This window comes from Moorena producens 3L (genome assembly GCF_000211815.1).
GTDB classification, from domain to species: domain Bacteria; phylum Cyanobacteriota; class Cyanobacteriia; order Cyanobacteriales; family Coleofasciculaceae; genus Moorena; species Moorena producens.
This window is the reverse complement of sequence record NZ_GL890825.1, coordinates 66,771-93,010: the sequence shown is the minus strand read 5'-3', so window position 1 is coordinate 93,010 and position 26,240 is coordinate 66,771. Positions and strand designations below refer to the sequence as shown.

The 26,240-nt window shown below is 42.8% G+C and carries 22 protein-coding genes; 20 read left to right on the top strand and 2 right to left on the bottom strand.

From position 1 onward, the window contains the following. Nucleotides 1-21 precede the first annotated feature (21 nt). Entirely contained in the window at nucleotides 22-261 is a 240-nt protein-coding gene (locus LYNGBM3L_RS03275) for a 2Fe-2S iron-sulfur cluster-binding protein (protein WP_008179060.1), read from the top strand. Between the two features lie 229 nt (nucleotides 262-490). Next, nucleotides 491-625 (top strand): hypothetical protein, encoded by a 135-nt coding sequence (locus LYNGBM3L_RS48325; protein WP_267871977.1) that lies wholly within the window; start codon nucleotides 491-493, stop codon nucleotides 623-625. Here the strand turns inward: LYNGBM3L_RS48325 and mnmA are convergent. After that, nucleotides 584-1,672 carry a tRNA 2-thiouridine(34) synthase MnmA gene (gene mnmA, locus LYNGBM3L_RS03270; protein ID WP_008179058.1) on the bottom strand — a complete coding sequence of 363 codons (1,089 nt, stop codon included), beginning with the start codon at nucleotides 1,670-1,672 and terminating at the stop codon, nucleotides 584-586. The two genes, LYNGBM3L_RS48325 and mnmA, sit on opposite strands and share 42 nt — an antisense overlap. Nucleotides 1,673-2,012: 340 nt before the next feature. On the opposite strand from mnmA, the gene iscB reads away from it, so the two are divergent. The 4 genes from iscB to queF all read left to right on the top strand — a co-directional run bounded on the left by iscB (nucleotide 2,013) and on the right by queF (nucleotide 4,810). Next, a complete protein-coding gene (gene iscB, locus LYNGBM3L_RS03265) occupies nucleotides 2,013-3,347 on the top strand; it encodes an RNA-guided endonuclease IscB (RefSeq protein ID WP_008179056.1) in 1,335 nt (444 codons plus the stop codon). Nucleotides 3,348-3,519: 172 nt separating this feature from the next. After that, complete coding sequence (locus LYNGBM3L_RS03260; RefSeq protein ID WP_008179054.1) at nucleotides 3,520-3,888, top strand: phasin-related domain-containing protein; 369 nt, start codon at nucleotides 3,520-3,522, stop codon at nucleotides 3,886-3,888. 77 nt (nucleotides 3,889-3,965) lie between these two features. After that, entirely contained in the window at nucleotides 3,966-4,376 is a 411-nt protein-coding gene (locus LYNGBM3L_RS03255; protein WP_008179052.1) for a hypothetical protein, read from the top strand. A gap of 14 nt (nucleotides 4,377-4,390) precedes the next feature. After that, nucleotides 4,391-4,810, top strand: coding sequence for a preQ(1) synthase (queF, locus tag LYNGBM3L_RS03250; RefSeq protein WP_008179051.1), 420 nt, complete (start codon nucleotides 4,391-4,393; stop codon nucleotides 4,808-4,810). A 167-nt stretch (nucleotides 4,811-4,977) separates the two neighbouring features. Here queF and LYNGBM3L_RS03245 read toward each other — a convergent pair whose 3' ends face one another. Beyond that, a complete protein-coding gene (locus LYNGBM3L_RS03245; RefSeq protein WP_008179049.1) occupies nucleotides 4,978-5,745 on the bottom strand; it encodes a WecB/TagA/CpsF family glycosyltransferase in 768 nt (255 codons plus the stop codon). 1,374 nt (nucleotides 5,746-7,119) lie between these two features. Between LYNGBM3L_RS03245 and LYNGBM3L_RS03240 the strand changes: the two genes are divergently transcribed. The 14 genes from LYNGBM3L_RS03240 to LYNGBM3L_RS03175 all read left to right on the top strand — a co-directional run bounded on the left by LYNGBM3L_RS03240 (nucleotide 7,120) and on the right by LYNGBM3L_RS03175 (nucleotide 26,140). Further along, on the top strand, nucleotides 7,120-8,787 hold the full coding sequence (locus LYNGBM3L_RS03240; protein WP_008179042.1) for an alkaline phosphatase family protein: 1,668 nt from the start codon (nucleotides 7,120-7,122) through the stop codon (nucleotides 8,785-8,787). Between the two features lie 376 nt (nucleotides 8,788-9,163). Continuing rightward, on the top strand, nucleotides 9,164-10,225 hold the full coding sequence (locus tag LYNGBM3L_RS03235; protein WP_008179040.1) for a polysaccharide biosynthesis/export family protein: 1,062 nt from the start codon (nucleotides 9,164-9,166) through the stop codon (nucleotides 10,223-10,225). A gap of 253 nt (nucleotides 10,226-10,478) precedes the next feature. Continuing rightward, nucleotides 10,479-12,008 carry a GumC family protein gene (locus LYNGBM3L_RS03230; protein WP_008179036.1) on the top strand — a complete coding sequence of 510 codons (1,530 nt, stop codon included), beginning with the start codon at nucleotides 10,479-10,481 and terminating at the stop codon, nucleotides 12,006-12,008. A 75-nt stretch (nucleotides 12,009-12,083) separates the two neighbouring features. Continuing rightward, the gene (locus tag LYNGBM3L_RS03225; RefSeq protein WP_008179035.1) at nucleotides 12,084-13,322 is read left to right on the top strand and encodes a hypothetical protein; all 1,239 of its coding nucleotides are present in this window, start codon (nucleotides 12,084-12,086) and stop codon (nucleotides 13,320-13,322) included. 78 nt (nucleotides 13,323-13,400) lie between these two features. Then, on the top strand, nucleotides 13,401-14,375 hold the full coding sequence (locus tag LYNGBM3L_RS03220; RefSeq protein WP_008179032.1) for a glycosyltransferase: 975 nt from the start codon (nucleotides 13,401-13,403) through the stop codon (nucleotides 14,373-14,375). An 85-nt stretch (nucleotides 14,376-14,460) separates the two neighbouring features. Beyond that, nucleotides 14,461-16,800, top strand: a complete 2,340-nt coding sequence (locus tag LYNGBM3L_RS35290; protein ID WP_008179030.1) for a lipopolysaccharide biosynthesis protein — start codon at nucleotides 14,461-14,463, stop codon at nucleotides 16,798-16,800. A gap of 148 nt (nucleotides 16,801-16,948) precedes the next feature. Further along, nucleotides 16,949-17,974 carry a glycosyltransferase family 2 protein gene (locus LYNGBM3L_RS03210; protein WP_008179028.1) on the top strand — a complete coding sequence of 342 codons (1,026 nt, stop codon included), beginning with the start codon at nucleotides 16,949-16,951 and terminating at the stop codon, nucleotides 17,972-17,974. A 35-nt stretch (nucleotides 17,975-18,009) separates the two neighbouring features. After that, nucleotides 18,010-19,035, top strand: a complete 1,026-nt coding sequence (locus tag LYNGBM3L_RS03205) for a glycosyltransferase family 2 protein (protein ID WP_008179026.1) — start codon at nucleotides 18,010-18,012, stop codon at nucleotides 19,033-19,035. Between the two features lie 39 nt (nucleotides 19,036-19,074). Next, nucleotides 19,075-19,356 (top strand): hypothetical protein, encoded by a 282-nt coding sequence (locus tag LYNGBM3L_RS46350; RefSeq protein ID WP_008179024.1) that lies wholly within the window; start codon nucleotides 19,075-19,077, stop codon nucleotides 19,354-19,356. Between the two features lie 573 nt (nucleotides 19,357-19,929). Continuing rightward, on the top strand, nucleotides 19,930-20,943 hold the full coding sequence (locus LYNGBM3L_RS03195) for a glycosyltransferase family 2 protein (protein WP_008179022.1): 1,014 nt from the start codon (nucleotides 19,930-19,932) through the stop codon (nucleotides 20,941-20,943). Between the two features lie 153 nt (nucleotides 20,944-21,096). Then, nucleotides 21,097-22,110: a glycosyltransferase family 2 protein gene (locus LYNGBM3L_RS03190; RefSeq protein WP_008179020.1), complete on the top strand. Its 1,014-nt coding sequence runs from the start codon at nucleotides 21,097-21,099 to the stop codon at nucleotides 22,108-22,110. A 243-nt stretch (nucleotides 22,111-22,353) separates the two neighbouring features. Further along, on the top strand, nucleotides 22,354-23,142 hold the full coding sequence (locus tag LYNGBM3L_RS03185) for an FkbM family methyltransferase (protein ID WP_008179019.1): 789 nt from the start codon (nucleotides 22,354-22,356) through the stop codon (nucleotides 23,140-23,142). Between the two features lie 155 nt (nucleotides 23,143-23,297). After that, entirely contained in the window at nucleotides 23,298-25,646 is a 2,349-nt protein-coding gene (locus tag LYNGBM3L_RS03180; protein ID WP_008179018.1) for a beta propeller repeat protein, read from the top strand. Nucleotides 25,647-25,957: 311 nt separating this feature from the next. Then, complete coding sequence (locus tag LYNGBM3L_RS03175; protein WP_008179017.1) at nucleotides 25,958-26,140, top strand: hypothetical protein; 183 nt, start codon at nucleotides 25,958-25,960, stop codon at nucleotides 26,138-26,140. Nucleotides 26,141-26,240: the final 100 nt, after the last annotated feature.

Below are 26,240 nucleotides of genomic sequence, written 5' to 3'. Positions count from 1 at the left end.
AAATGAAATGACTAATCAAACATGAGTGTAAGCGTTCGCTTTCTACCAGATGATGTGACAATTGAGGCCGAAGTTGGAGAACCTATCCTTCTAGTGGCTGAACGTGCTGGTGTGTTCATTGCCACAGGTTGCCTGATGGGTTCTTGTCATGCCTGTGAGGTAGATATAGAAAATGGACCGACTGTTTGTTCTTGTATCACTGCTGTACCTGCAGGTTATGAACAGCTGACGATTAATCTCTACTCTGACACCAATTGGTAGTCTATTATTGTAAGCATTCAGCGGTCAGCAGTCAGCGGTCAGCTTTGTGACACAGGCTCCAAACCTGGGGCTTTAGTAACATTAAACGAATGTTTAACTGTTTTCTTCAAAAGCTGTTCGGTGTAGCGTTCGCGTAGCCCATTAGCTGATAGCTGAATGCTTAGGTATATTACTACCATGGCAATCGGCTTTCGTCAAGGTCACTAGTTGATTTAACTGTCCACTAACCTTGGCCTTTCGGCCACGCTACGCGAACAACCTACCCTACACCGAATCGCCTTGGCCGAACAACCTTCAACCTTCAACCTTCAACCTTCAAACTTCAACCTTCAAGCAATTTGCCATTGGCTATTTTCTCTGGTAGCTGCTCAATAATGCCACCTCCGAGCACCAGCTCCCCGTCATACAGAACAGCAGCCTGTCCTGGGGTGATGCTGAATTGTGCTTCATAGAACACTAATCTGATCCGATTTCCTTCTAGAGGAATCACATTCACAGGTACAGCAGGTGAGCGATAGCGAACTTGCACAGAAGCTCGAATCGGAACAGTAGGTTGCTGAATCGATACCCAATTGACCCGATGAACCGTACATTCAGCTTGGGTAGCTTGGTGGCGTTCCCCTACAATTACCCGATTCCTGGCTGCATCCAGAGCAATCACATACAAGGGATTGGGAGCAGCTATACCTAGCCCTTTCCGTTGTCCAATGGTGTAGTGGTGAATTCCCTGATGTTGCCCTACCACATTTCCATCCAAGTCCACGATGTCACCTGTGGTTTGGGAAATATACTTGTCCAGGAACTTCTGCATGGAACCGTGGGATTCAATTAAACACAAGTCCTGACTTTCTGGTTTATCAGCAGTCTTGAGATTATACTCAGCAGCCAGGCGTCGCGTTTCCGTTTTCTTAAGTTCTCCCAAAGGAAATAGGGAAGCCGCCAACAGGTCTTGAGTCAAGTCATACAGGAAGTATGACTGGTCTTTTGTCAAGTCTATTGCTCGCCGCAATTGATAGCGATCGCATTCAGCATCATAAGTAATCCGGGCATAGTGACCTGTGGCTATTTTATCAATCCCCAATGTCTGATGGGCATAGCTCAGCATCGGACCAAACTTTACTGCTTTGTTGCACTGAGAACAGGGGAGTGGAGTAATCCCAGATTGGTAACCCGAGACTAAGTAATCCACAATGTTTTCCTGAAAAACATCGCGACTGTCCACAATGTGGTGGGGAATTCCTAATTGTTCACAGATAAACGCTGCATCGACCATTCCCTCAGAGCAGCATTGACCCTTGCCTTTCATTAACCAAAGGGTCAATCCTACAACTTCGTATCCTTTGTGATAGAGGGTGGCGGCAGCTACGGAACTGTCTACCCCGCCAGACAAGCCAACGACAACTTTATTCATCAACTCAACAGATTTCTGCCTTAGGGAGGTATTGCATTGTATAGTATTATTGTAGTCCTCCTGACCCCTAAGTCCGTCTACCTTAAGTCGAGTCAACTACCGCACACTGACCCTAACGGGTACAGTGTGGGCTTGAATAAAGCTTGTTGACCAGACGGCTAGAAAAATCTAGCAGCCGTTAGTGCCAAGAGTTAAAGTTCGTACCTTGGGATGCGTGCCAGTTCCAAGCTCTACAACCGGGTAATTAAACAGGCCATACGGGAAAGCCAGTGTTATTCGGAAAGTACCGAGCACTAACACCGTCGAGGCAAACCTTACCAAGAAATTGAGACGTGCAGTAATGTACACTTTTGTTCTAGATAAAAACCTCAAACCCCTAGACCCCTGCCATCCGGCGCGGGCAAGAAAATTACTCAATACGGGACGCGCTAAGGTGTTCAAGCGTTACCCATTTACGATCGTCCTACTAGACAGGACGGTCAAACATTCACTGACCCATCCCCACCGATGCAAAATTGATCCAGGTTCCAAAACTACGGGTATGGCTGTAGTTCAAGAGCAGACCGGACGGGTGACTAATGCTTTGGAGATAGAACACCGAGGACAGCAAATTAAGAACGCTCTTGACTCTCGTAGACAGTTAAGACGGGGGCGACGCAGTCGAAAACTCCGGTATCGCAAGCGAAGGTTTCTTAACCGGACTCGCTCAGAAGGCTGGCTCCCACCATCCCTTGAAAGTCGGATCGCGAACGTCGAAACCTGGGTTAGTCGGATTCTAAAGGTATGTCCTATCACTGCACTTTCTCAAGAGTTAGTGAGATTCGACATGCAGAAGATGCAGAACCTCGAAATTAGCGGCATTGAGTACCAGCGAGGAGAACTGTTCGGTTTTGAAGTGAAGGAATATTTACTTCAAAAATGGGGCAGAAAATGCGCTTATTGCGGCACTGAGGGAACCCCGCTCGAAATCGAACATATCCGAGCCTTAAGCAAGGGGGGGTCGAACCGAGTGAGCAACCTAACCCTAGCTTGCCGCTCTTGCAATCAAGCCAAGGGCAACAAGCCTGTCGAGGTGTTCCTCAAAAAGAAACCCATGGTATTAAAGCGGGTGTTAGCGAAAGCATTAGTCCCGTTGAAAGATGCAGCAGCGGTTAATACGAGCCGATGGGAATTGTTTAGGAGACTCAAAGCAATCGGATTGCCAGTAGAAATGGGCTCTGGCGGTCAGACTAAATTCAACCGTAAACTCCGGGGTATTGCCAAAACCCACTGGGCGGATGCGGCTTGCGTTGGGGCTTCTACTCCCGAAAGACTATTCCTGAAAGGGGTCAAACCTCTGATCGCCAAAGCCAAAGGTCACGGAAGGCGGCAGCGCTGTCGAACCGATCGCTATGGCTTTCCATTAGGGCACGCTCCCTCACAGAAGTTCTTTATGGGATTTCAAACGGGGGACTTGGTCAAAGCCGACATTCCTAAAGGAAAGTACGCGGGACAGCATACGGGGCGAATCGCAATTCGTTTTAGGCCGAGCTTTAAGTTGAGCACATTAGAAAAGCGATGCAGTCGGCCAAAGGAGGTTTCCCCCACTCGCGACTGCATCAAGAAGAGCTTTGACGTGCATCCGAAATACCTAAAAACCATTCAGCGAGCGGACGGCTATGAATACAGATTTTAAACAATCGACTCGCTACCGCTCGAAAAATTTGTTGGCGGTAATTCCCCGGACGCTAACCCTAACCGGTATAGTCGTCCGCCCCCTTACCGCTATTTTTTGGTGGGCAAAGTGGGATTTCACTCCTATCCTGGAATCATAGAGTATTACGATAACTCTGGGAGTATCAGTGTTCATGGCTGGTTTTGGAAATTTGGTTCAAAAAGCGTTTTATCTAGGCGTCGGTATAGCTGCTGCTGCAGGGGAGAGAGCTGGGGGAACCTTGTCAGAAGTGCGAGGTCAAGCTCAGAAACTGGTAGATGAACTGGTAGAAAAAGGGGAGATGACTACCGAGGAAGCCCGTAAACTGGTTGAAGATTTAGTGCAACAGGGGCAACAGCAATCCTCTCAAGCTAACCCTAATGATCCTAAACCTGAGCCGCGCCGGATTGAGATTATTACTGATGAGGAAGAAGAATCAGCACCACCCGAAGAGCAGGATGTTGACAAACTACGCCAGCAGGTGCAAGCTATGCAAGAAGAATTGCGTCGGCTAAAGCGCTAACTTATAGCACTTATCTAGCACTTATAATTAATTTGTGGACAACAACAGGGGTTGAGCACATGATGGTTTTTGAGTGAATGTTTACCATGGAAGATGATTGGTCTAAAAGTATTTTTGAAACCCTCGAATCAGTGGCTAATATGGTCGATGAGTTCTTCGAGGGTGTCAGTGAGGTGGTTGAGGAGTTTGCCAATGAGATAGACAATGCCCTTGGTGCGGAAATTGACCAGTGTTTGCAAGAGATTGTTGAACCGTTTGTTGAGATTTATTTTGACTTTGAGGTTATGGTCAGTGAAACAGACGAGGATTTTCCTGATTCCGTGACACCATCCTCACAGAAACATCCCGCTTGCATAGGTTGCCGTCATTATCACGGTCAAGCCTACGGTGGAAATTTATTAGTCTGTGCTATGCATCCCTATGGTTGGGACACAGAAGATTGTCCTGACTGGGAATCCCATCCTAGAAATTCCTCAAATCGTTTCTAATCCTAGCAAAACCAATGAGTAATTCCTTTACCCAGGAACAAGCATCACCAGAAGTAGACACACCCGAGATTAAATACGGTGAACAGGAGATTGCCCAAGCAAAACTTATTACTTTTCCCAATCCCCGTATCGGTCGTCCCTATCACATTAACATCACCTTACCGGAGTTTACTTGTAAATGCCCCTTTTCAGGTTATCCGGACTTTGCCACGATTTACATTACCTACGTTCCCAATGAACTGGTGGTAGAACTAAAGGCCCTTAAGTTGTATATCAATACCTACCGCGATCGCTACATCTCCCACGAAGAGAGTATCAACCAAATTTTAGATGACTTCGTAGCCGCCTGTAACCCCGAAGAAGTCACCATCAAGGGGGATTTTAACCCACGGGGTAATGTTCACACCGTTGTAGAAGTGCGACACCAAAAGTAATTGGTACAAACGTAATCGGTAATCTTGAGGATCCAGTTAGCTTGGTCAGTGACCTGACGAGAATGGCTCAATGATCAATTTTGTGCCTTCCTCCCTTCCTGTCCTTTGGATCTTCGCGGTTTTCCTCCAAACAATTCCCATATAAACCGAAACGATATCACTTGGGATCAATTCAGATTGACCCTAGCTGGTGGCAACATAGAACTCTTGAGTTTTTGTTTCAACACTAACCAAAGGAAGACCGGAGCATCAAACAGGTATCGCCGCCACAATCGTCGCGGTTCAGATAATAGCCTGTGTAACCATTCCAATCCTACATCACTCATCCATTCAGGCGACCTTGGTTTAGTGCCTGCTTCAAAATCAAGGGTGGCACCTACTGCCATGAATATTTTGATGTTTGGTAATTGATCTTTGTACTTATGTATCCACTTTTCTTGTTTAGGTGCACCAACTCCCACAGCTAGTACTGTAGCTCCAGAGTTCTTAACCATTTCGATGATTTCTCGGCATTCAGCATCATTCTTCTCAAATCCGAATGATGGGGAGTGCGCAGCGATAACAATTTCTCTGCCAACTCTAGCATTGACATTTTCTTGAGCTTGTTTAGCGACTCCTTCTCGTCCACCTAAGAGAAATATTTTAATAGTCTTATTGTTTCTGTGATAATCATAAAAAGCTGGAAAAAGGTCAGATCCAGAAATTTTCTCCTGTATGGGTGACCCCAAGAACCTCGACGCATAATACACAACTTTACTATCACATAATCTATAATCGGCAATTCGATATGCCTTCATGAATTCAGGGTCTTTTTGTAGCTTGACTAAGTGATCGACATTGGGAGTGAAAATCACCCCGGTATCGAGCCGCTTTAACAGCTCTGACTTGGATATATTATCAATCTCTAAGTTTAGTATTTTCACTATTTCTCTCATGTTTAACCTTTTTACTTTACGATGTCTCTCCTACCTAAGGAATAAGCACTAAAAACAGCCGCCAAGCTTTTCCCAACAATCTTCAGACTTGGAGCCGAACTCAGTCAATTTGCCATTTCCCGATCGGCTACCCAAGTTAGCTTGATACTGTTTCGAGCAAGAAGATTTTATTTGGAAAAGAATAAAATTACATTATCACAGTTTTAGTAATTTGACTATAGTAGCTCTGAAAAATTATTGGTAAATACCCTTAGGTGCCCTTGACCCGTAATTAAATTCGCTCAAGGTGCGCGCCTCCTAGGGCGAGTAAATCGCCCTAGGGTCGCACCTTTCGGCAAAGCCGACGCGGGGCGCGTTCGGGTCCCACCTGTTTTCTAGATAGCTGAACCTATAAATATTCCCTAATTAAACAACAGTAATCCCTTGAGGTAGATTACACCAGGGTTTGATAACAATGATCTCAGTAATTTGACATAAATCTATTTTGGTATTAGCATTAAACTCTAGTTCACTGTGTTAAGAAGCGATGAATTATCCCTCAGGACAGTGTTAGGTAATTCACGAAATATTCAATCTCATTGTCACAGCGTGAACTAGAACGTATCGAGGGGAGAATTGGTTACTAATCATAACGTTATAGATTAGAGTCAACTCTGATTGAATCAATCATGCTGTCTGGGAATGAATTAAGTTTTCCCTCCTCCTAGTAACTCCCAATCTGCTTAGATGCTTATAGCTTAAAAACCTCAAGTCAATTCCTCTCTATAATACTTAGGAAGAATAGCTTTATTTAGGCTTTATTTAGGCTTTATTTATTTGTTATGTATTAGGGATTTACTTTAATTAAAATTACTGGTTTTTATGGTTGCACCAGTCCTCCGTTATGGTTCATTGATGGTTAGTTAATGGTTAATTATACCATTAATATCATAGCCTATGGGCGAGTCCAGCCTAGTATTTTCTCTGAACTTAATAAAATCTTTAAATATTCTTCATCGACTCTACATAAATGAGCTAACAAGGGTAATTTTTCCAGATCACGAGTCGTTGTTTTGATCAGGTAGTATTGATCAGGTCTATGCCTTATTTTAAGAAGATTTTTTACCAGGGAGTAGCTCACCAGTCGAGTCGGAGAACTAGTCGAGCTAACAAATGCCTCAAATCTTTGCTACTTATAGAATGAGACTACATAGTGTGATCGATAGCAGTAGTCTTTACAGAAACTTTATAAAAGCCTACTCTAAGATTCATCGATCCTTCAACCTTCATCTGTGTGAAGCCGACTATCGTTATTTGTAAGGTTAGATGCTGAGCTAAACTAGGCACACTACTTAACCTACCAGAAAATTACCCGCACATCTACCGACCACAACAATGAGAAACCCTGTAATTGCCATTGGCTTGGATGCTGCCGACCCTGCCTTGATAGAGCAATGGATATCTCAAGGACATCTGAAAAACCTGCGTCGCTTACGAGAACAGGGATCTTACGGACGTTTAAAGACATATGAATACTACCGGGCTGAGACTCCCTGGACAACATTCCTTACTGGTTGTTCTCCTGAGCAAACAGGGTACTGGGCACCTCTGAAAATTAAGGAAGGCACTTACGAAGTAGAAGACATTCAAGCCTACGACTTTGCTGAGTATCAACCCTTCTATGGCTTGGGAGATGACTATCGGGTGGCAGTCTTTGATATGCCTCAAGCTCCCCTGTCCAATCAGGTCAATGGGTTGCAAGTCCTTGCTTGGGGAGCTCACTCTCCTCAGACTCCCAGTCATTCCATACCCAAATCCTTGCTACAGGATGTGATTGATAAGCATGGTGAGCATCCTGTCTTACGCAAAGACCATGCCAGTATTATGGATGTGGCAGCACTCAAGGGTCTTCAAGCACAACTGGAGATTGGTATCGCCCGCCGGGGTGCCATTTGTCAAGACTTGTTGCAGCAGATGCCGTGGGATTTCTTCTTAACAATCTTTGGTGAAACCCATACTGCAGGGCATTACTTCTGGCACCTGAGTCAGCCGGATCATCCTCTCTACCCATCTGTAGGTGCTAAATGCCCTGGAGATCCCGTGTTAGAAATTTTTGAAGCTATTGACGAAGCCATTGGTGGCATTTTGAGCAAAGCCCCGGATAATGCCCAGGTCGTAGTATTTGCTGCCCATGGTATGGGGTCTAACGTCATGGATCTACCGAGTATGTTGTTCCTGCCAGAATTTCTCTATCGCTGGAGTTTCCCAGGTAAATATGGCATTGCTCGTGGCAAGTATGGTAAACCCCCAAAACCCCTAGTCAATGATGCCAGGGCGAAAAAGGGTTGGATGGGAAAAGTATGGAGCCTCAAGCATGAATCGAATCCACTCAAAGGTTTTTTGAGACGTCAACTCCCTACCAAACTTTTCAATCCCATCGCACCCTTGTTTGGTTCCACTCCTGCACCGGATCTCATTTCTCCGTTCAAGATGCAGGCAGAATCTGATCCATTCTTCTTCCAGAGTCCATCCTGGTACCAACCGTGCTGGCCTCAGATGAAAGCATTCGCGCTGCCTAGTTATTCGGAAGGATATATCAGGATTAATCTCCAGGGAAGGGAACCTCAGGGTATTGTCGCCCCTGATCAGTACGATGCTGTATGTGAGGAATTGACTCAAAAACTCTACCAGCTTAAAGATGCTCGCACTGGGGAACCAATGGTGAAGGAAATTATCCGCACCCGCCAATCGGCAACTGAAACTGGTCCGAAATTACCTGATGGTGACTTAGTCGTTATCTGGCAAGAAAAATATGCTACTGACGTAGTAGATAGTCCCGATATTGGACGGATTGGTCCAGTTCCCTTTAATCGTACTGGTTCTCACCGCTCTGATGGCTTTTTGGTGATTAAAGGACAAGATATTGAGCCAGGTTCTAGTTTACCAGCTGGTCATTCTCTAGATTTAGCCCCCACTATTCTGAATTTGATGGGAGCGCCCATTCCTGACTATTTTCAGGGTAAGCCCCTCTCGGCAATTAAAGAAACTGTTGTGGTTGGTTAACTTAAACTTAACTATAGCATTTGTATGTATTTGAGATGTAAACCTAGAAGGTCTTTTGTTATTTTCCAATAAAACTCCGGAGCTCTTGCCCCTCTAGCATGCATGCCTCTTGCCTCTTGCCTTTTTCGGCAATACGTGTGTTTACAACCTAGATACAAACGCTATAGTTACTTATATACTTGAATTACTCGCAAAGGGAATTGAGTGTTTTTTGTTAAGTGTTTTTTGTTGAATGTTTTTTGTTGAGTGTTGATCGTCAGTCAACACTCAAACACTGACCCAAACCCCCCTATACTAAGTGTTATCACGTGTTATCACTAAGTGTTATCACTAAGTAATAGCACTAAGTAATAGTTGTGAACCCAGAGATTCTTCAATGTCCATTCTCAAGTTTTGGATAGCAGGGTTAATTACTACCGTAGCAGCAATAGGTTTATCAGTTCCCAGTTGGGCTCTACCACTGTCTCCTGGCGATCGCCTTAGACTCTTTGTGGCTGGCGAAGAAGAAATCCCGGAAGCTGAACGCTTCAGTGCCACCTATGAAGTTAATCTGGATGGTTACATCAAATTCCCCTACCTAGACCCGATACTGGCAGCGGGTCGAGAAGTATCAGAAATCGAGCAAGACCTAGTCAAGGCTTTACTTGAAGGAGGCTTTTTTCAGGCTGATTTCCTCAAAGTCAGCATTCAACTGTTTGAGTGGGCTCCAATTCAGGTAACTGTGGGAGGAGCGGTTTTTGAACCTGGTCGGGTTTTGATTAATGATACGGATTCTAAAGGTCGAGACTTACCGGCATCGATTGCTACTGTCTCAGGAGACTATCCTCCAGAACGCTACCTAACCTTTGCCATTTTAACGGCTGGCGGCATCAAACCAAATGCCAACATTGAACAGGTGCGGTTGGTTAGGGGTGAACAGGAACAGGTAATTGATTTATCTGGTGTCTTCACCGGATCACCAGTGGAGGATATTCCCTTGATTGCTGGAGACCAAATCATTGTTCCTACTCGGGAGTTGCCTCAATATTATCTAGCCAGACCTTCCCAGCTTACTCCCTCAACTATTCCTGTGTTTCTCTCCAATCTGACTAATCCCAATAATGGACGTGACCTTAGAGTCCAGGAAGTTGAATATGGCTCCCGTCTGTCTCAAGCTGTAATTGCTGCTAGTTGTGTCGGAGGCACAGAAACCACAAATGCAGATCGCCGTGCTCTGTTACTGCAAACTGACCGTACTACTGGGGAAACTCTGGCAATAGAACGTTCTGTAGAGGACTTGGTGAAGAAGCCTAATGATGACCAAGTTAATCCAGTGCTGATGCCAAGAGATAGTGTCGCTTGCTATGATTCAACGGTCACTAATGTCAAAAGTGTTTTTGACTTTATTGGGGATATCTTCAATCCCATTCGGATTATTAAAGACATATTTATACCCTAATTCATATTGAGGATAGCTGAAATGTTATAATTAATGTATCTATCACAAGTTATAAGCTCAGGGGATCTGACTCTTCATCAGGGGTGTATTGGCTAAGGGTTTAAGCCATTGCTTGATAGTGGGGTAAAACTCTCTGCCAAGTCTTTCATAATAGAAACTATAAAAAATCATAACTTAAGACTACAACTTAAGACTACAACTTAAAACTACAACTTAAAACTCAAAATGTGGATTTGCCAGGTGAGATGCTCCAATGACTACTAATTATAATACCATAGCCCCATATCCCTATGAAAAATCAAATCTCATGCCTCTACGTTGGCTATTTTACTTGTGTTTAGGGATATCCATTAATGCCGGAATTTGGGGCTTAACATTTTTTTATTTGAAATCAGCTCAGCCAACTTATACCAGTAAATGGGCAGTATCACTTCCTGTCTCAGGCTCATCCACCAGAATTAATATCCCAGAATTAGGGGGAGCGAGTTCAGATGTTAGGTCACCATTTGGCGATCGCTCCCATGACCCGAGGGAAAAGATGAAATTCATTGCGGAAAGTAAGCCGGTGCTTAAGGATGCTGCCAGTATACTGAACATGTCCTCTCAAGAGCTGGGCAAGCCTAGGGTCAAAATTGTTGACAATTCAACTATGATGGCCTTTGAAATCACAGGAGACTCTGCTGAGGAAGCCCAACAGAAAGGTTTTGCTATGCACCAGGCTTTCCAGGAGAGACTTGAACAACTTAGGCAAGAAGAAGTAGGAGACAATCAGCTACCAATTCAAGCTGATTTGGAGGCAGCTAAGAAAAATTTAGCAGATATTCAAAGACGTCTGTCTGAACACAAAGCTAGAACTGGATTGAACTCGAAAGAACAAGTTAACCAGCTATCATCCACTATAGAAAGTTTACGACAACAACAAATCGATTTGTTAGCCCAAGGGCGAGAAGCAAAAGCCAATCTTAGCAACCTCTCAGCTAATCTCAAGTTGTCGTCTGGACAAGCTGCTGATGCTTTTGTACTTAAGGCTGACCAGATATTTCAGCAAACCCTAAGGGAATACAGTCAGGCTACGGCAGCCCTGACGGTTTTGAGTTCCAAATACGGTTCCAAGCATCCATCTGTAGTGGACGAGAAGAGCAAGCAAGAGAGTGCTAAAGCAGCTTTGCTAGAGCGTAGTCAATCTCTGTTAGGTCGCCCCATGTCTTTAGCAATTATTGACCAGCTCAGTGTTAACTCTGGGCCTGAAACTGGTTCTTCCCGGGAAAATTTGCTGCGCCAAATTGTTGAGGTGGAAGCACGGCAACAGGGTGTGGAAGCTAGAGCCTGGGTATTAACCAACCAGATTGCTGAGCTCGAAGCCAAACTCAAACAAATGAGCCAGGATGCTTTGAGGATGGAGATCCTAGAACGCAATATGCGCATTGCGGAAACTATCTATGCTTCAACCTTAACTCAATCAGCCATTGGTCGATTCAACCAATCCCTTTCCTATCCTCAAGTTCAGCTGCTAGCTGAACCCAGCTTACCCCCAGACGCGATAGCACCGAAAAAGTCATCGGCCTTACTTGGTGCAGCAGCTGGTTCATTGTTAATTAGTGCAGGACTATTTTTACTCTGGTTACGTCCCCATTTACAAGGTAAATCACAACCCTCAATGTACGGCAAAGTAGAATCGTTTAATTCTGATGTTCCACCCTTACGTTCTCAACCATCAAATAATAGTTTCACAACATCTAATAGCTTCACATCGCCAATCGGGAACCAAAGAAAAGATTTCTGATGCAACTAATCCACTTGTTATCAAGCTAGACATCATAGCATGGCACCAGTAACCTAAGCCATTAGGCAGGCTTTAATGAAACCCCAAAACTTTGAAGAAAAAGTAGTTTTCTATTATATAATTTCCACCTACTTATTATTTTTTTTAGGCGCACAGTTTGTTTTTGCCCCAGCTCTAGCTTGGCTGCTAACCTTTTATCTAATTAAGAAGCTTTGGCAGCAAACATCAGATACTCCACCGGAAGAAAGGATTCGGATTCCCATTGGAGTCTGGGTCTGGATTGTTTGCATATCAGTCATTGGCCTAGCCTTAGTTGTGGGTCATTTAGATTGGGGTTTTTCAACTGTTAAAACGATAAAATCCTTTATTAACTCCTTTTTGAGAACTTGGGCGCTTCTGGCCTTATTTCCTTTAATTGGTTGCCTCAACATCCGACCACAAATAATCTATAGAGCAATTTCTATCCTTTCCCTACAAACTCTGATCTTGGTGCCAATTACCTATGGGTTAAGTCTAACTGGGTTAGAGATGCCATTGTATACTAGCACCCTAATGGCAAAAATTGGGGGTAACAGTCAACGTTACTACGCCGTAAGTCCTTACGTGATAAAAAGTGGTGAAACACGGCTTTTCTTATTTGCGCCTTGGGCTCCAGCATTGGCATTTGCCTGTAACGTACACTTTTTCCTTAGTAGTAGAGACCCGGACATAAAGTGGCGTTTTATTGGTATGATTGGTTGTGCTGCTGCAATTGTAGGTTCATTGTCCCGGATGGGGATAATCTGCTTAGTGGGTATACCAATACTGGTAACATTTTTGGGAAATATAACCGAACCCGCCATCCAAATTACGGCAGGAATAGGGAGTTTTATTGGTGGTCTATTTGGTCCCCAACTGCTGATGATAGCTAGAAACTTGAAAGACTCTTTTTCCAGTCAAAGATCTGCTTCTTCGCGGGTTAGGTCGGCTTTAGCACGGCTTTCTCACCGTAAGTGGGAAGAAGATGCACCGATTTGGGGTCATGCCATTAAAGTAGGTAAAGGCCCTGATGTTGTCGCTGGTATGCCTATTGGAAGTCACCACACTTGGTATGGTGCTTTATATACTCATGGAATCGTCGGGTTTATTGGAATATTAATTCCTATAGTCTATACTTTTATAGAACTTTTAATTAAAGCTCAAAGGAGTAAAGTTGCCACAACAGCACTAACAATACTATTAATTTGTATCCTGTTTTCCTTTGGGGAAAATCTAGAGGGATTAGCTTACCTCTACTGGCCTGGTTTGGTTGTAGTAGGGATGGGACTAAAATAAAAATGCTCAAGGGGTTTGTCTAGACCTTTTGTGGGTAATTACCATGTACTAATTATATACAGAAAAAGGATAATCGCCATGGCCACCATATCTGTAATAGTTCCAGTTTATAACGGAGAAAAAACTATATTAGAAACGATCCAATCGATTCAAGCACAAACGTTTTCAGATTTTGAGTTAATTGCCATTAATGACGGCTCCACTGATGGGACATTAGATGTAATCAGTACAGTCAACGATCCTCGATTGAAAGTGTTTTCCTATGAAAATGGCGGATTGCCAGTGGCACGTAATCGTGGCATTCGTCGCTCTAGGGGCGAGTTTATTACGTTTATAGATGCCGATGATTTATGGAAACCCGATAAATTGGAGCTACAGTTAGCAGCACTGCAAAAAAATCCTGAAGCCGGAGTGGCTTACAGTTGGACTGCCTTTATAGATGAGAATAGCAAATTTTTGTTTGCTTGGCAACCACTCTATTGGGAGGGTAATGTTTATCCCCAATTACTAATTCGTAACTTCATATCCAGTGGTTCCAATATCATGGTTAAGCGGAAGTATATTGAAGCAGCTGGAGAATTTGACCCATGCCTGAAATCAGTTGAAGATTGGGATTATTACCTCAGGCTAGCAGCTTTATGTCCTTTTGCACTGGTTCCTAAATACCAAATTCTCTACCGTCGCTCTTCCCAGTCAATGACCTCTAAAGTGGATGTGATGGAGAATGCGAACCTAATTGTAATTGAAAGAGCATTCAAGGCAGCTCCACCAGAACTTAAGTCTCTTAAAAATAAGAGTTTAGCGAATGCCTATCGTTATCTTGCTAAGCAGTGTATAGCTAATGCTTTTGATAATGAAGCAGTAAAGCTAGCTATTAAAAAACTAAGCTATTCCATAAAGCTTTATCCAAAATTTTTGCTAAGCAAGGAAACTATGCGTCTGATTTTAAAACTATTAATAATCAAAATTATGCCTAAAAAACTAGCTGGACATTTAATCCAACTAATCGGCCAGAAAATGCCGATGGTATCTGTTGATAATCGGATGATTTAAGAGCACTAACTACCACTCTAATTTTACAGATATCAATTTCGACAGATATCAATCATCACAAGGATGGCAGGATGGGAGATCCACTGTGAAAATTGTCAAAACAATCGGGAGTCGCATTAAGCAAAAACTAGGTAACCGTAGCACTTTTACTCGCAATCTTGGTTGGATGGGAGTGGCACAGGCATTTATTCGGGTTTCCCGTTTAGCTGCAACGTTTATTTTGCCACGCTTCTTAACTCCCCATGACTTTGGATTAGCTGCACTGGTTCTGACGACCTATGAATATTCACAAACAATAACGCGGATCGGTGTTCATGCTAGAATTATACAGGCGGAAGCCGATGAGCTGGAAGACATTTGTAATAGTGCTTATTGGTTAAATTGGGTACTTTTTGCAAGTCTATTCGTTATGCAGTGCCTTGCTGCTTTTCCAGTTGCGTGGTTTTATAAGGATAACCAACTTATTTTACCCATTTGTCTATTAGCATTTAACTTTTTGATTGCTCCCTTAGGAGCAGTACAGTCAGCACTAATTCAAAGGGATAATCGAATTCAGGTAACGGCTACTGCTCGCGCTCTCAGATATGCCACCGCCAATATTTTAACCGCTGTCTTTGCTGTTCTTCATCTGGGAATGTGGGCGATAATACTTCCCATACTAATAGCTAGCCCTATAGAATTCATTACCTATCTGTTCAAACATCCCTGGCGGAGAACTGGCTCTTTCACAACCAAATACTGGGGTAAGATTTTTCGCTTTGGAATCAATTTCCTGGGGATTGAACTTTTAAAGACTCTCAGGGAAACTCTCGACTATCTTATCATTGGTCGCTTTATAGGAATTGACCTATTAGGTGTTTACTACTTTGCTTACAATGCTGGATTGGGAATTAGCTTGACTATCGTCCAATCCATTACTACTGCTTTATACCCTGCCCTATGTGAAGTCCGGACAAACTTATCGAAATTTAAGCAAACATACTTTAGCAGTCTGAAGACGATTGGGAAAGTGATTGTTGGTTTTGTTGCTTTACAAGCAAGTCTAGTTCCGTTTTATATTCCCATTATGGTTGGGGAAAAAATTCATACGGAAGGCTGGAGTATGGTTGTTCCCATCGTCATTTTAGTTTGCTTATCAGCAATTCCTAGACCCTTTGATATTGCTGGATTTCAGCTTTTAGCAGCCATTGATAAACCGCAAATTGGCTTGCTCTGGAATGTCTTATTTACTATCATCTTTTCCTGTAGTCTACTGATAGCAGTGAAATGGGGAATCATCACGGTCGCTGTATCGGTTTTACTGGTTCATGCCCTTTTAATTCCGTTATTTGTGGTTTGGTCTGCTAGGTATGTCTTTGCTAAACCTCAAACGTCTCCTGTAACCTTAGAGCATACTGTACTCCAATCTCATACTGTACTCCAATCTCAAGATGAGACTGATACTGATCAGTTTTATGTCAGCCAATGGACTTTATCATTAGCCAGTAGTGGGACATTCCCTAACACTCAGGGTTCTGAATTTGGTGATTGTGACTTTAATAACAGTAATAATAGTAATAGCAGTGCTGGGTTAAGCGATCGCTTCGATGATCCCAGAAAACAGCTGAAGTTGATAGCTGAAAGTGTGACGGTTTTAGAAGAAGCGGCAAAGCAGCTAAATATATCTCTAGATAGCTTAGATAAGCCTTCGATTCAACTAATCGATAACTCTACAATGATGGTTTTTGAAATTTCAGGAGTCACCCCTGAGGAAGCGCAACGGAGAGCCTTCGCCATTAATCAGGCGTTTAACAAAAGACTGGAACAACTCAGAAAGCAAGAAATTGCTCAACAAGAAAAGACTATCCCAGTGTATATAAAATCAGCCGAAAACGATCTAGAAAAAGCACAGCAACGCCTAGCTGAAAAAACGGCGAACATAGGATTGCCCTTAAACCAGCTCTTAGAGACAATAGAAACACTACGGCGGAAAAAGATTGAATTACGGCGCAAAAAGATTGAATTGCTGGCTGAGCTAGTACCGACTCAGTCTGATCATAGTCATTCTACCAATCCTCAGATTATGAATCCTGTTCACCATCAGCCTCAAGCTAGCTTATTCCAAGATGATCTACCCTTAGAAATGGATGATATTAAACCACAACTACAAGGTAGTGATGACAAGGCCAGGGATCTAGAGTTTCAGATTTCTCAGCTTGAAGTAAAACTTAGCAAAATGTCCCAAGATGCCTTGACTCTGGAAATTATAGAGCGAGATTTACGGATTGCACAAACCGTCTATTCCTCTGTTTTAAGCCAATGGAAAATTATTAAGTCAGACTCATCTATTATGTATTATCCCCAACTGCAATTGGTAGCGGGTCCCACCTTAGCTACCAGATCACAAATGCAAAATAGTCTAGTACACTTGGGCATAAATTTGTGATCAGTTCCTGGGAAGATGATAGTGGTCAGGAGGTAATTTTTAGTCGTCAGTTGTCAGTTTCAAGTATTTATCTATTTTTTTTGAGAAATTTTCTTTAAAAAAATAAATAAAATTAAAACTAGTTCTATTTAAAACCACTGGTCAAACAATGAAACATGTTTCTGTCATTATTCCCGTCTACGGAGTTGAAAAGTATATTGCAGCAGCGGTGCAGTCTGTTCTCGACCAGACCTATACCAACTTTGAACTGCTCATTATTGACGATGAATCCCCAGACAGTAGTATAAAAATTTGTCAAGAATTCTCGGATCATCGAATTAAGATTATTCATCAAACTAATCGGGGACTTGCTGGAGCGCGCAATACAGGAATTCGCCATGCCGAAGGAGATTATTTAGCGTTTTTAGATGGGGATGACTTATGGTTGCCTCACAAACTGGAAAGACATATTGAACACCTAGAAAAATTGCCAGAGGTAGGGGTTAGTTTTAGCCGTTCTGCATTGATTGATGAATCTGGAAATTTATTGAACACTTATCTAATGCCTAAGTTAAAGGACATTACCCGATCAGATTTATTCCGGTCTAGTCCTATTGGTAATGGTTCAGCTCCCGTAATTCGACGGGAAGTCTTTGAAGCCCTTAAGTATCAAGATAACCTTTACGGCACTACAGAAGATTTTTACTTTGATGAAAACTTTCGCCGCGCTGAAGATATTGAATGTTGGCTACGTATTGCGATTCAGACAGACTGGAAAATTGAGGGAATCCCTGAAGCACTAACCCTATATCGAGTCAATTCAGCCAGTCTTTCAGCGAACTTAGTCAAACAGTTAGATTCCTGGAAACAAGTACTAGAAAAAACTCGCTCCTACGCTCCTGAATTGATTGAGAAGTGGGGAAATTTAGCCCTGGCCTATCGATTGCGAAACTTTGCTCGTAGTGCAGTACGTCTTAAAGATGGACCAATGTCTGTCAAACTAATTAACGCTGCTTTGGCAACTTACTGGCGTCTTCTCTTGGAAGAACCAAGCCGTACCCTTCGGACTTTGGCTGCTGCCTATTTACTTTGGCTGTTGCCTAAGCCCCTATATTCCCACCTCGAAGTTCTGGCTGTTAAAGTAGTGGGAATGATCCAAAGACGTCAGATTTTGCAAGACCAACTTGGACAATAATTGTCTTAGTCATTCACTATAATATCGGTGATAAAATGAAAAAAGTTTCTGTCATTACTCCAGTCTACAACGTTGAGAAGTATATTGCTGCTACAGTACAGTCAGTTTTGGATCAAACTTACCAAAATTTTGAATATTTGCTCATTGATGATGGTTCTCCTGACCACAGTGTAGAGATTTGCCAGGAGTTCCTAGACCCGAGGATCAAAATTATTCGTCAGGAAAATCAGGGAGCTAATGCAGCAAGGAATGAAGGCATCCGCCAAGCCCAGGGAGAGTATATAGCATTTTTAGATGGCGATGACCTATGGTTGCCTCAAAAGCTAGAAAAACATATTGAACATTTGGAAAACAATCCAAATTTGGGGATTAGCTTTAGCTGTTCTGGGTTTATCGATGAAGCAGGAAATCCCCTAGGAATCTATCAACTTCCCAAGCTGAAGGACATCACCATCGGTGACATAATTTGCCGTAATCCTATTAGTAATGGCTCCTGTGCTGTGTTCCGCAAGCAGGTATTTGAAGCCATTAAGTACCAAGAGACTATCAACGGAAAGACCAAAGACTTTTATTGGGATGAAGGATTGCAAGGGTCACAGGATTTGGATTGTTGGTTTCGCATTGCTATCCAAACCAATTGGCACCTGGAAGGCATTGCTGACTCTTTGACTCTATACCGAGTAAATTCCGGTGGTATATCAGCTAACTTGTTCAAAAAACAAAAGTCTTGGGAACAGGTAATTGAGAAGACTCGTTCCTATGCTCCTGAGGTGGTGGTTGAGTGGGAAAACCGTGCCCGTGCTTACCATTTGAGGTATCTAGCTCGTAGGGCAGTTACCTTGAGAGATGGTGCCATGGCTGTCGAATTCTTCAACCAAGCTCTGGGTACCTACTGGCAGATGCTCTGGGAAGAACCACGTCGTACTGTGTTAACTGGGGCTGCAGCCTATTTGCTCTGGGTTATACCTCAGAATCTTTACAAGCATATAGAAGCTGTAGCTTTAAAAACCACAGGGTCTTCACAAAAGCGCCGGATTTCTCAAGCAATCAGAGGTACATGAAATGTCATCTATTAGCAAATAGCTAAAACCCTGCTACCAATGCATGCTGGTTTTGGGGTAATGGGTAATAGGTCTGCCAATGATCCATTCCCCATTACCCATTACCCATTACCCATTACCTATTACCTATTACCTATTACCTATTACCTATTACCTATCTCCAAAGTAAAAAACCTACCCTTGTCAGCCACTCCCCACTCCCGATTCCCGACTCCCCACTCCCCACCCAAATGTAAAAAACCTACCCCTGTGAGCACAGCCCCTCTCCATTCGCGACGGCATCAAGACAGTGAAATTGGATATTTTGTGAGTTGTAGCTAATTGTAAAATTTATGTCTACTAATTGTGAAATTTATGTCTAGTTTTGATAAATTATATCTATCGCTAGACATTTTTTTTTGCTATATTTTTTGATTATGATATACTTCTATAAAGTCTGGTTTTATCGCTTTTATATAAGCTTACAGGGATGGCAGATTGAAATCATGATATTGCTTAATTGCCTACTTTTGACGTTCACTGTCTTATCTAGTTGTCGTATATACTACCAATGCTACCGGAAAATATATTATACAATTAAACAAAAATTATTATACAAAACTTGATAACTATAAAACTATAAAACAAAAACTAATAAAATTTATCTGGGGGGCGACCAGCGCCCCAAAGTACTTGCCAGCTTGAGGTTTAAGCTTACAGTGACTTATCAACTATACCTAGACAAAACTATACATAGACAAAAGAAGCATAGTTTGAATTATTGAGAACTCAATCCCTGATTAGTTCGTCCAAGTTTAATAAAAATCGGGTTGATAATTTTGGTAAATTAAGTACCTAAAGCTAGACCAGATAATACTTATAGCTAACCGATCACAACCTCATAAATTTTAGCCTATGAAAACTGTTTCGATAATTATCCCAGTATACGGAGTTGAAAAGTATATTGCTAGCGCAGTACAGTCGGTTATCAACCAGAATTATCAAAACTTTGAACTGCTCATTATTGACGATGAATCCCCAGACAGTAGTATAAAAATTTGTCAAGAATTCTCGGATCATCGACTTAAGATTATTCACCAAACTAATCGGGGACTTGCTGGAGCGCGAAATACAGGAATTCGCCATGCCAAAGGAGATTATTTAGCCTTTTTAGATGGAGACGACTTGTGGTTGCCTCAGAAACTGGAAAGACATATTGAACACTTAGAAAAATTTCCAGAGGTAGGGGTTAGTTTTTGCCGTTCTGCTTTGATTGATGAAGCTGGAAATTTTATGGGTGCCTATCTAATGCCTAAGCTCACTAATATTACTATATCTGATTTGTTTCGAGAGAGTCCGATCGGGAACGGTTCGGCTGCTGTAGTTCGTCGCGAAGTCTTTGACAAAATTAAGTATCAGGATAATCTTTACGGCCCTACAGAAGATTATTACTTTGATGAAAACTTCCGTCGTGCTGAAGATATTGAATGTTGGCTTCGCATCGCTATTCAAACTGACTGGAAAATTGAGGGAATACCTGAAGCACTAACCCTGTATCGAATTAATACACAAGGGTTGTCAGCCAATCTCTTCAAACAGTTCGAGTCCTTGGAACAAATGATTGAAAAGACCCGTTCCTATGCTCCCAAAGTGACCAGCCGATGGGAAAACATTTCTAGGGCTTACCAATTGCGGTACTTGGCTAGGAGTGCGGTTCGTCTTAAAGTAGGTTCAGATGCTGTGACATTTATACATCGCTCATTATCCAATCACTGGCTTATCCTACTAGAACAGCCACAGCGAACAATCTTAACCTTAATAGCCGCTTATATGCTTTGGTTATTACCGAAGTCTTTATATGCTCAAATTGAATTGCTTGTCTCTAAGCTGCTCAAAAATGTTAAAAAACAGCCTCTTGTCCAAAACTAGTACCGCTGGGCGGAATTCAAAATTCAAAATTCAAAATTAAAAAACCTTATAGAGTAATATTATTCTATAAGGGTTTACCTAGTTTGGAATCGTATCTTTATTTACTTTGTGCTTTTCTAGCATGATTAACTAATTTCAAGGTTTGAGTCTACTATGAAAAAAGTATCGGTAATTATTCCAGTCTATAAGGTTGAAAAATATATAGCAGCCACAGTAGAATCTGTGCTCGCCCAAACCTATAAAAATTTTGAGTTGCTACTCATTGATGATGGCTCTCCTGACAACAGTATCCAAATATGTCAACAAATTAACGATCCGAGAATTAAAATTATTCGTCAGGATAATCAAGGAGTCTCAGCCGCTAGAAATACTGGTATTCGCCATGCTCAAGGAGAGTATATCGCTTTCTTAGATGGAGATGATCTATGGGTTCCAGAAAAGCTAGAAAAGCATGTTTTACATCTAGAAACATCACCCCATGTAGGAGTCAGTTTTAGCTATTCTGCGTTCATTGATGAAACAGGAAGTCCGTTAGGAATCTATCAAATAGCCAAAACTAAAGATATAACTACAGATTATATCATGTGTCGTAATCCGATTGGGAATGGTTCAACACCAGTGATTCGGCGAGAAGTGTTTGAAGCAATTCGATACCGAAACGATCAAGCTACGGAGGAGGCTTATTTTGATACTGAATTACACAATATCGAAGACGTGGAATGTTGGCTGCGCATGGCGATTAAAACTGATTGGCAGATGGAAGGTTTGCCAGAGGCGCTAACTTTATATCGTATTCATTCACAAGGGCATTCAGCTAGTATACTCAAGCATATAAACTCTCTAGAAAAGGTGATTGATAAAACACGTGCCTATGCTCCAGAGGTAATTGCTGAATGTGAAAACCCAGCCCGCGCCTATTATTTACGGTTTGGTGCTCGACGTGCCCTCAGCATCAACGAAGGCTTGATGGCAACAGAATTGTTTAATAAGGCTTTAGCGACTTACTGGCGTATTTTGCTAGAGGAACCGCTTCGTACTCTGTTGACGGGGGCTGCTGCTTATTTGCTCCGACTTTTACCTAAAACTATTTACCAGCAAATGGAAGCTGTGGCTTTAAAAACGACAGGAGCTTCACAAAAGCGCCGAATTTATCAGGAGCAAGCTTAGTATTTGATACTAAGTCCGGTTGTGAAAGTAGCTTTTCTTACTGATGGGGAGATGGGGTGATAGGGACATGGGGAGAGGGTTTGAGGTTTTGCACGCCTAAGCCACTGTGTGAACAGGATTTAGTATGATATGGTGCTTTACAAACACTTTGTAAAGCTTTTATAAAAATTTGTATATAAAACTCCTCAACCCTCATTATTTTCTGCGATAAAATAAAAGCTGAGGTTTATACGCAGCTAAAAAATGAATCTACCTTTAACCATAAAAACTAATCTGAAAGAGTTATTGATTGGCACACCGTTTGAGCCTGTGGCAAGAAGTATTGTTGATTTGATCAAGCCTCCTAGCCAAAAGATCCTGACCAGCAGGCAAGATGACACCTATGTCTATCAGATTATGAAGCGGATTTTAGACAAATCCTCAAACTGTATCGATGTGGGTAGCAACATGGGGAGTGTGTTGACAAAAATATGCCAACTGGCTCCCCTCGGTCATCACTATGCTTTCGAGCCGCTCCCCCGGCTGGCTACTAGGCTGCAAAAACGGTTCCCAAAGGTTGATGTTAGGCAAATTGCCTTGAGTGATTTAGAGGGAGAAACCACGTTCTGGCATGTTGTTGATGCCCCAGCACTCAGTGGTCTAAAACAAAGAGACTACAGCTATTGGGGTTATAACAATGCTCAAACAGAATCTATTGCTATCAAAACTCAAAAACTTGATGACATCCTTCAACCTGACTTCAAGGTTAATTTCATTAAGGTAGATGTAGAAGGAGCAGAGTTTCAGGTTTTCAAAGGTGCTATCCGAACCTTAAAAACCCACAAGCCTTACCTAGTCTTTGAATTTGGTCATAGTGGCATGGTTGATTATAAAATAACGCCAGGTATGATGTATGATTTGCTAGTCAACCAGTGTGGTTTGAATATTTTTAAACTTAACAGTTGGCTAAAGGGGTTAGCTCCCCTCAGTGAGCCTGAATTTACGATAATCTGTGAAGAAGACTCTGCTTGGAATTTCTTGGCTACGCCTTAGCGGTAGCTAGAAGACACAGCAGCATTCTGTAAGACTTAGAAAAAACTGGGCAACAAACCCTATAAATCGATATAAATAGTAGGGTGAGTTATTAACGTACTCTATTAGTAGAGTTACTGGGTAAGTCTTGTCCAAGTTGCTGATCTATTTTTTTGATGATTGACTTGCTTGCGATCGCACTCAGGGTGCTTTTAGGCTTATTTATTTTTGCGATTGGGCTAACCCTTGCTAAGTGGATTCCCAATCACCGGATTCGAGCTATTACCCAACCAAACCCTTGGTTTAGGCAAAGGGTTACTCTAGGACTGATGATCCTGACTAGTTTGATGATGCTGGGGTCAATTGTATTAGTCACTGATATCGTTAAGGTAAATTCAGGACAGGCTGAGGTAGTTAGCTCTCGGAAATACCAGAACAACATCCGCCTCGGCACAACTAATGTAGCGATCGGAGGTGGTGGTTATGTCACTGGTGTTTACCTCCATCCACTGGAGAAAGACTTAGTTTATATTCGGACTGATGTGGGTGGCTTCTATCGTTGGGATGAGGCGAAACAACGTTGGATTCCCCTGACAGAACACTTTCCCTTCTCTGATAGAAACTACTATGGAGGAGAAGCACTGGCTGTTGATCCCAATGATCCCACTATTGTCTATATTGCAGCTGGAAAATATCCCTGGGCTGAACCAGGAGCACTATTTAAATCTACCGATAAAGGACAAACTTGGACAAAGTTGAACCTAGAGCTCAAGATGGGGGCTAACCACAAGAAAAAATGGCTAGGAGAGAGACTAGCTGTTGATCCGTTCAATTCCAATATTATCCTGTTCGGCTCTAGAGAAGATGGACTTTGGAAATCATCGGATGCTGGTGCAACCTGGGAAAACGTGACTTCTTTTGCAGGTAAACCAGATAACAAAATTGGTATTACAGCGATTGTCTTTGATACACAGGTACCGGGCTTAGTGTATGCTTCGCCCTATGGAGATGGCATCTACAAATCTACTGACTCTGGGGTCAGCTGGACTCAGGTAGCTGGTAGCCCAAAAACAGTCAATCGCATGGCTGTGGGAAACAATAAAATCCTCTACGTTACCAGTACCAGTAATCCTGGAGTCCACAAGTATGCCAATGGTGTCTGGAAAACCATGAAACCAGGGGGATCTAATCGGATTTTTGGTCCGGTCAGTGTGAATCCTGCTAATCGTGAGGATATCATAGTTGCCCTAAACCGCACACAAAAAACTAAATTCTACCGTTCGTTGGATGGCGGCGCTACCTGGAAACAGCAGCAGTCTTCTGCTAACAACACTATTCCCTGGTGGCCGAAGAAGTTTTTTGCCAATCATATGGCAGGGATGGAATTTGACCCGAAAGTACCGGGAAGAGTGTGGTTTACGGATTGGTATGGTGTATGGCGGACAGATGATCTTAATGCTAATCCCGTTGTTTGGACTAACTATGCCGCCGGACACGAGGAAGTTGTTCCGTTCACTCTGGTTTCACCACCCCGTGGTCCCATACTGGTAAGTGGGGTGGCGGATGTGGATGGTTTCTACCATAACCAAGGATTAGATACTTACCCCTCTCAACGACTTGGTCTGGGGGAACCTGGTAAGTCATTCCAAGATACCTATAGTATTGCTTACTGTGAAACTAAACCCTTACAGATGGTTCGGGTTGGTGGTTACCGCTGGAATTCAACCTATACTGGCGCGACTTCCACTGATGGTGGTCTGACATGGCAAGAGTTTGCCTCATTCCCAGACAATACTATGCCGATGCGGGTGGCTATGTCTGCTACTAACCCCAATTTATTTGTTGTGACAGTTAGTCAAGGTCAGCCGTTGCGCACTAAGGATGGAGGGGTGACCTGGCAAAAGGTGTCAGGATTACCCAATGGTCCCGGTGGTCCATGGAATTGGTCTCAATCTTTAGCGGCAGACCCTGTAGATGGCAACAGGTTTTATTACTATGCCAAAGGCAAAGTCTATCGTTCCAATGATGGTGGCTCATCCTTTCAAGTTGTGAATAATTCACTGCGGAATGAAGGTTGGCATTCCCTGAAAACGGTGCCAGGGGTTAAGGGCGAAATTTGGCTGAGTCTAGACCGCAAGGGTTTTTATCGCTCTACCGATGGCGGTAAGTCATTCCTTAAGCTGCCTTCAGTCACCAGAGCTCACCTATTTGCTTTTGGTAAAGCACCCCAGGGGAGTGACACTCCAGCACTGTATATTTATGGAAATATTGATGGAAATGTTCCCAATCTTGAGAATGGGGTTAGGAATCAAGAAGCTACAGGGACTTCAGGAAGCTCAGCCAAAAGCCGTGCCGAAGAACCAGGAATATTCCAGTCTCTTGACATGGGACGCACATGGACACGGATGGGCGATCGCTCCCGACCAATTGGCAATAGACCTGGTGTGATGGAGGCGAGTAAGCAGGAGTTCGGACTTGTCTTTATTGGTACCAATGGTAGGGGAATATACTACGGATCACAATAGGGTCAATGTAAGCATATGCGCTACGCGCACGCTGCTTGAGGTGCCGTCAGCCGTGAGCTAAAAGCTCACGCTACTTGAGGTGCCGTCAGCTTATTTTTCAAGTAACGTGCACTATGGGCATAAACTGTTCCCGTAGCGTGACCACATGCCTTTAGCTGATAGCTGATAGCTGATAGCTGAATGCTTAGCGGTTAATTTTGATTGATTGTTTAAGATTTTTCTAAAATTTTCCTTGTAATTAGGGTACTCCTTATTGAATAGGGAATACACTAGATTACTGACTTGTTTCGTGTTAATCAGGGAATCAAACTATGGCACTCCTGCAATTTTTAATCATTAGCGCCATTTGTATGGTGTTAATCAAGTTTGTTGCCTCTTGGTTTGGGTATGGCAACATACCGATACTGAATAAATTAGTGACAATTATTCTCAGCGTCTTCGTCACCTTTGAAATTATTCAGCTGGTGCAAGCTATGATTATCAAATTTGGTTGAGGGCTGACGGTTGAGGGAGAGTTGAAGGTTGAAGGTTGAGGGTTTAGGGTTGAAGGTTGAAGGTTGAAGGTTTAGGGTTCAAGGTTGAAGGTTTAGGGTT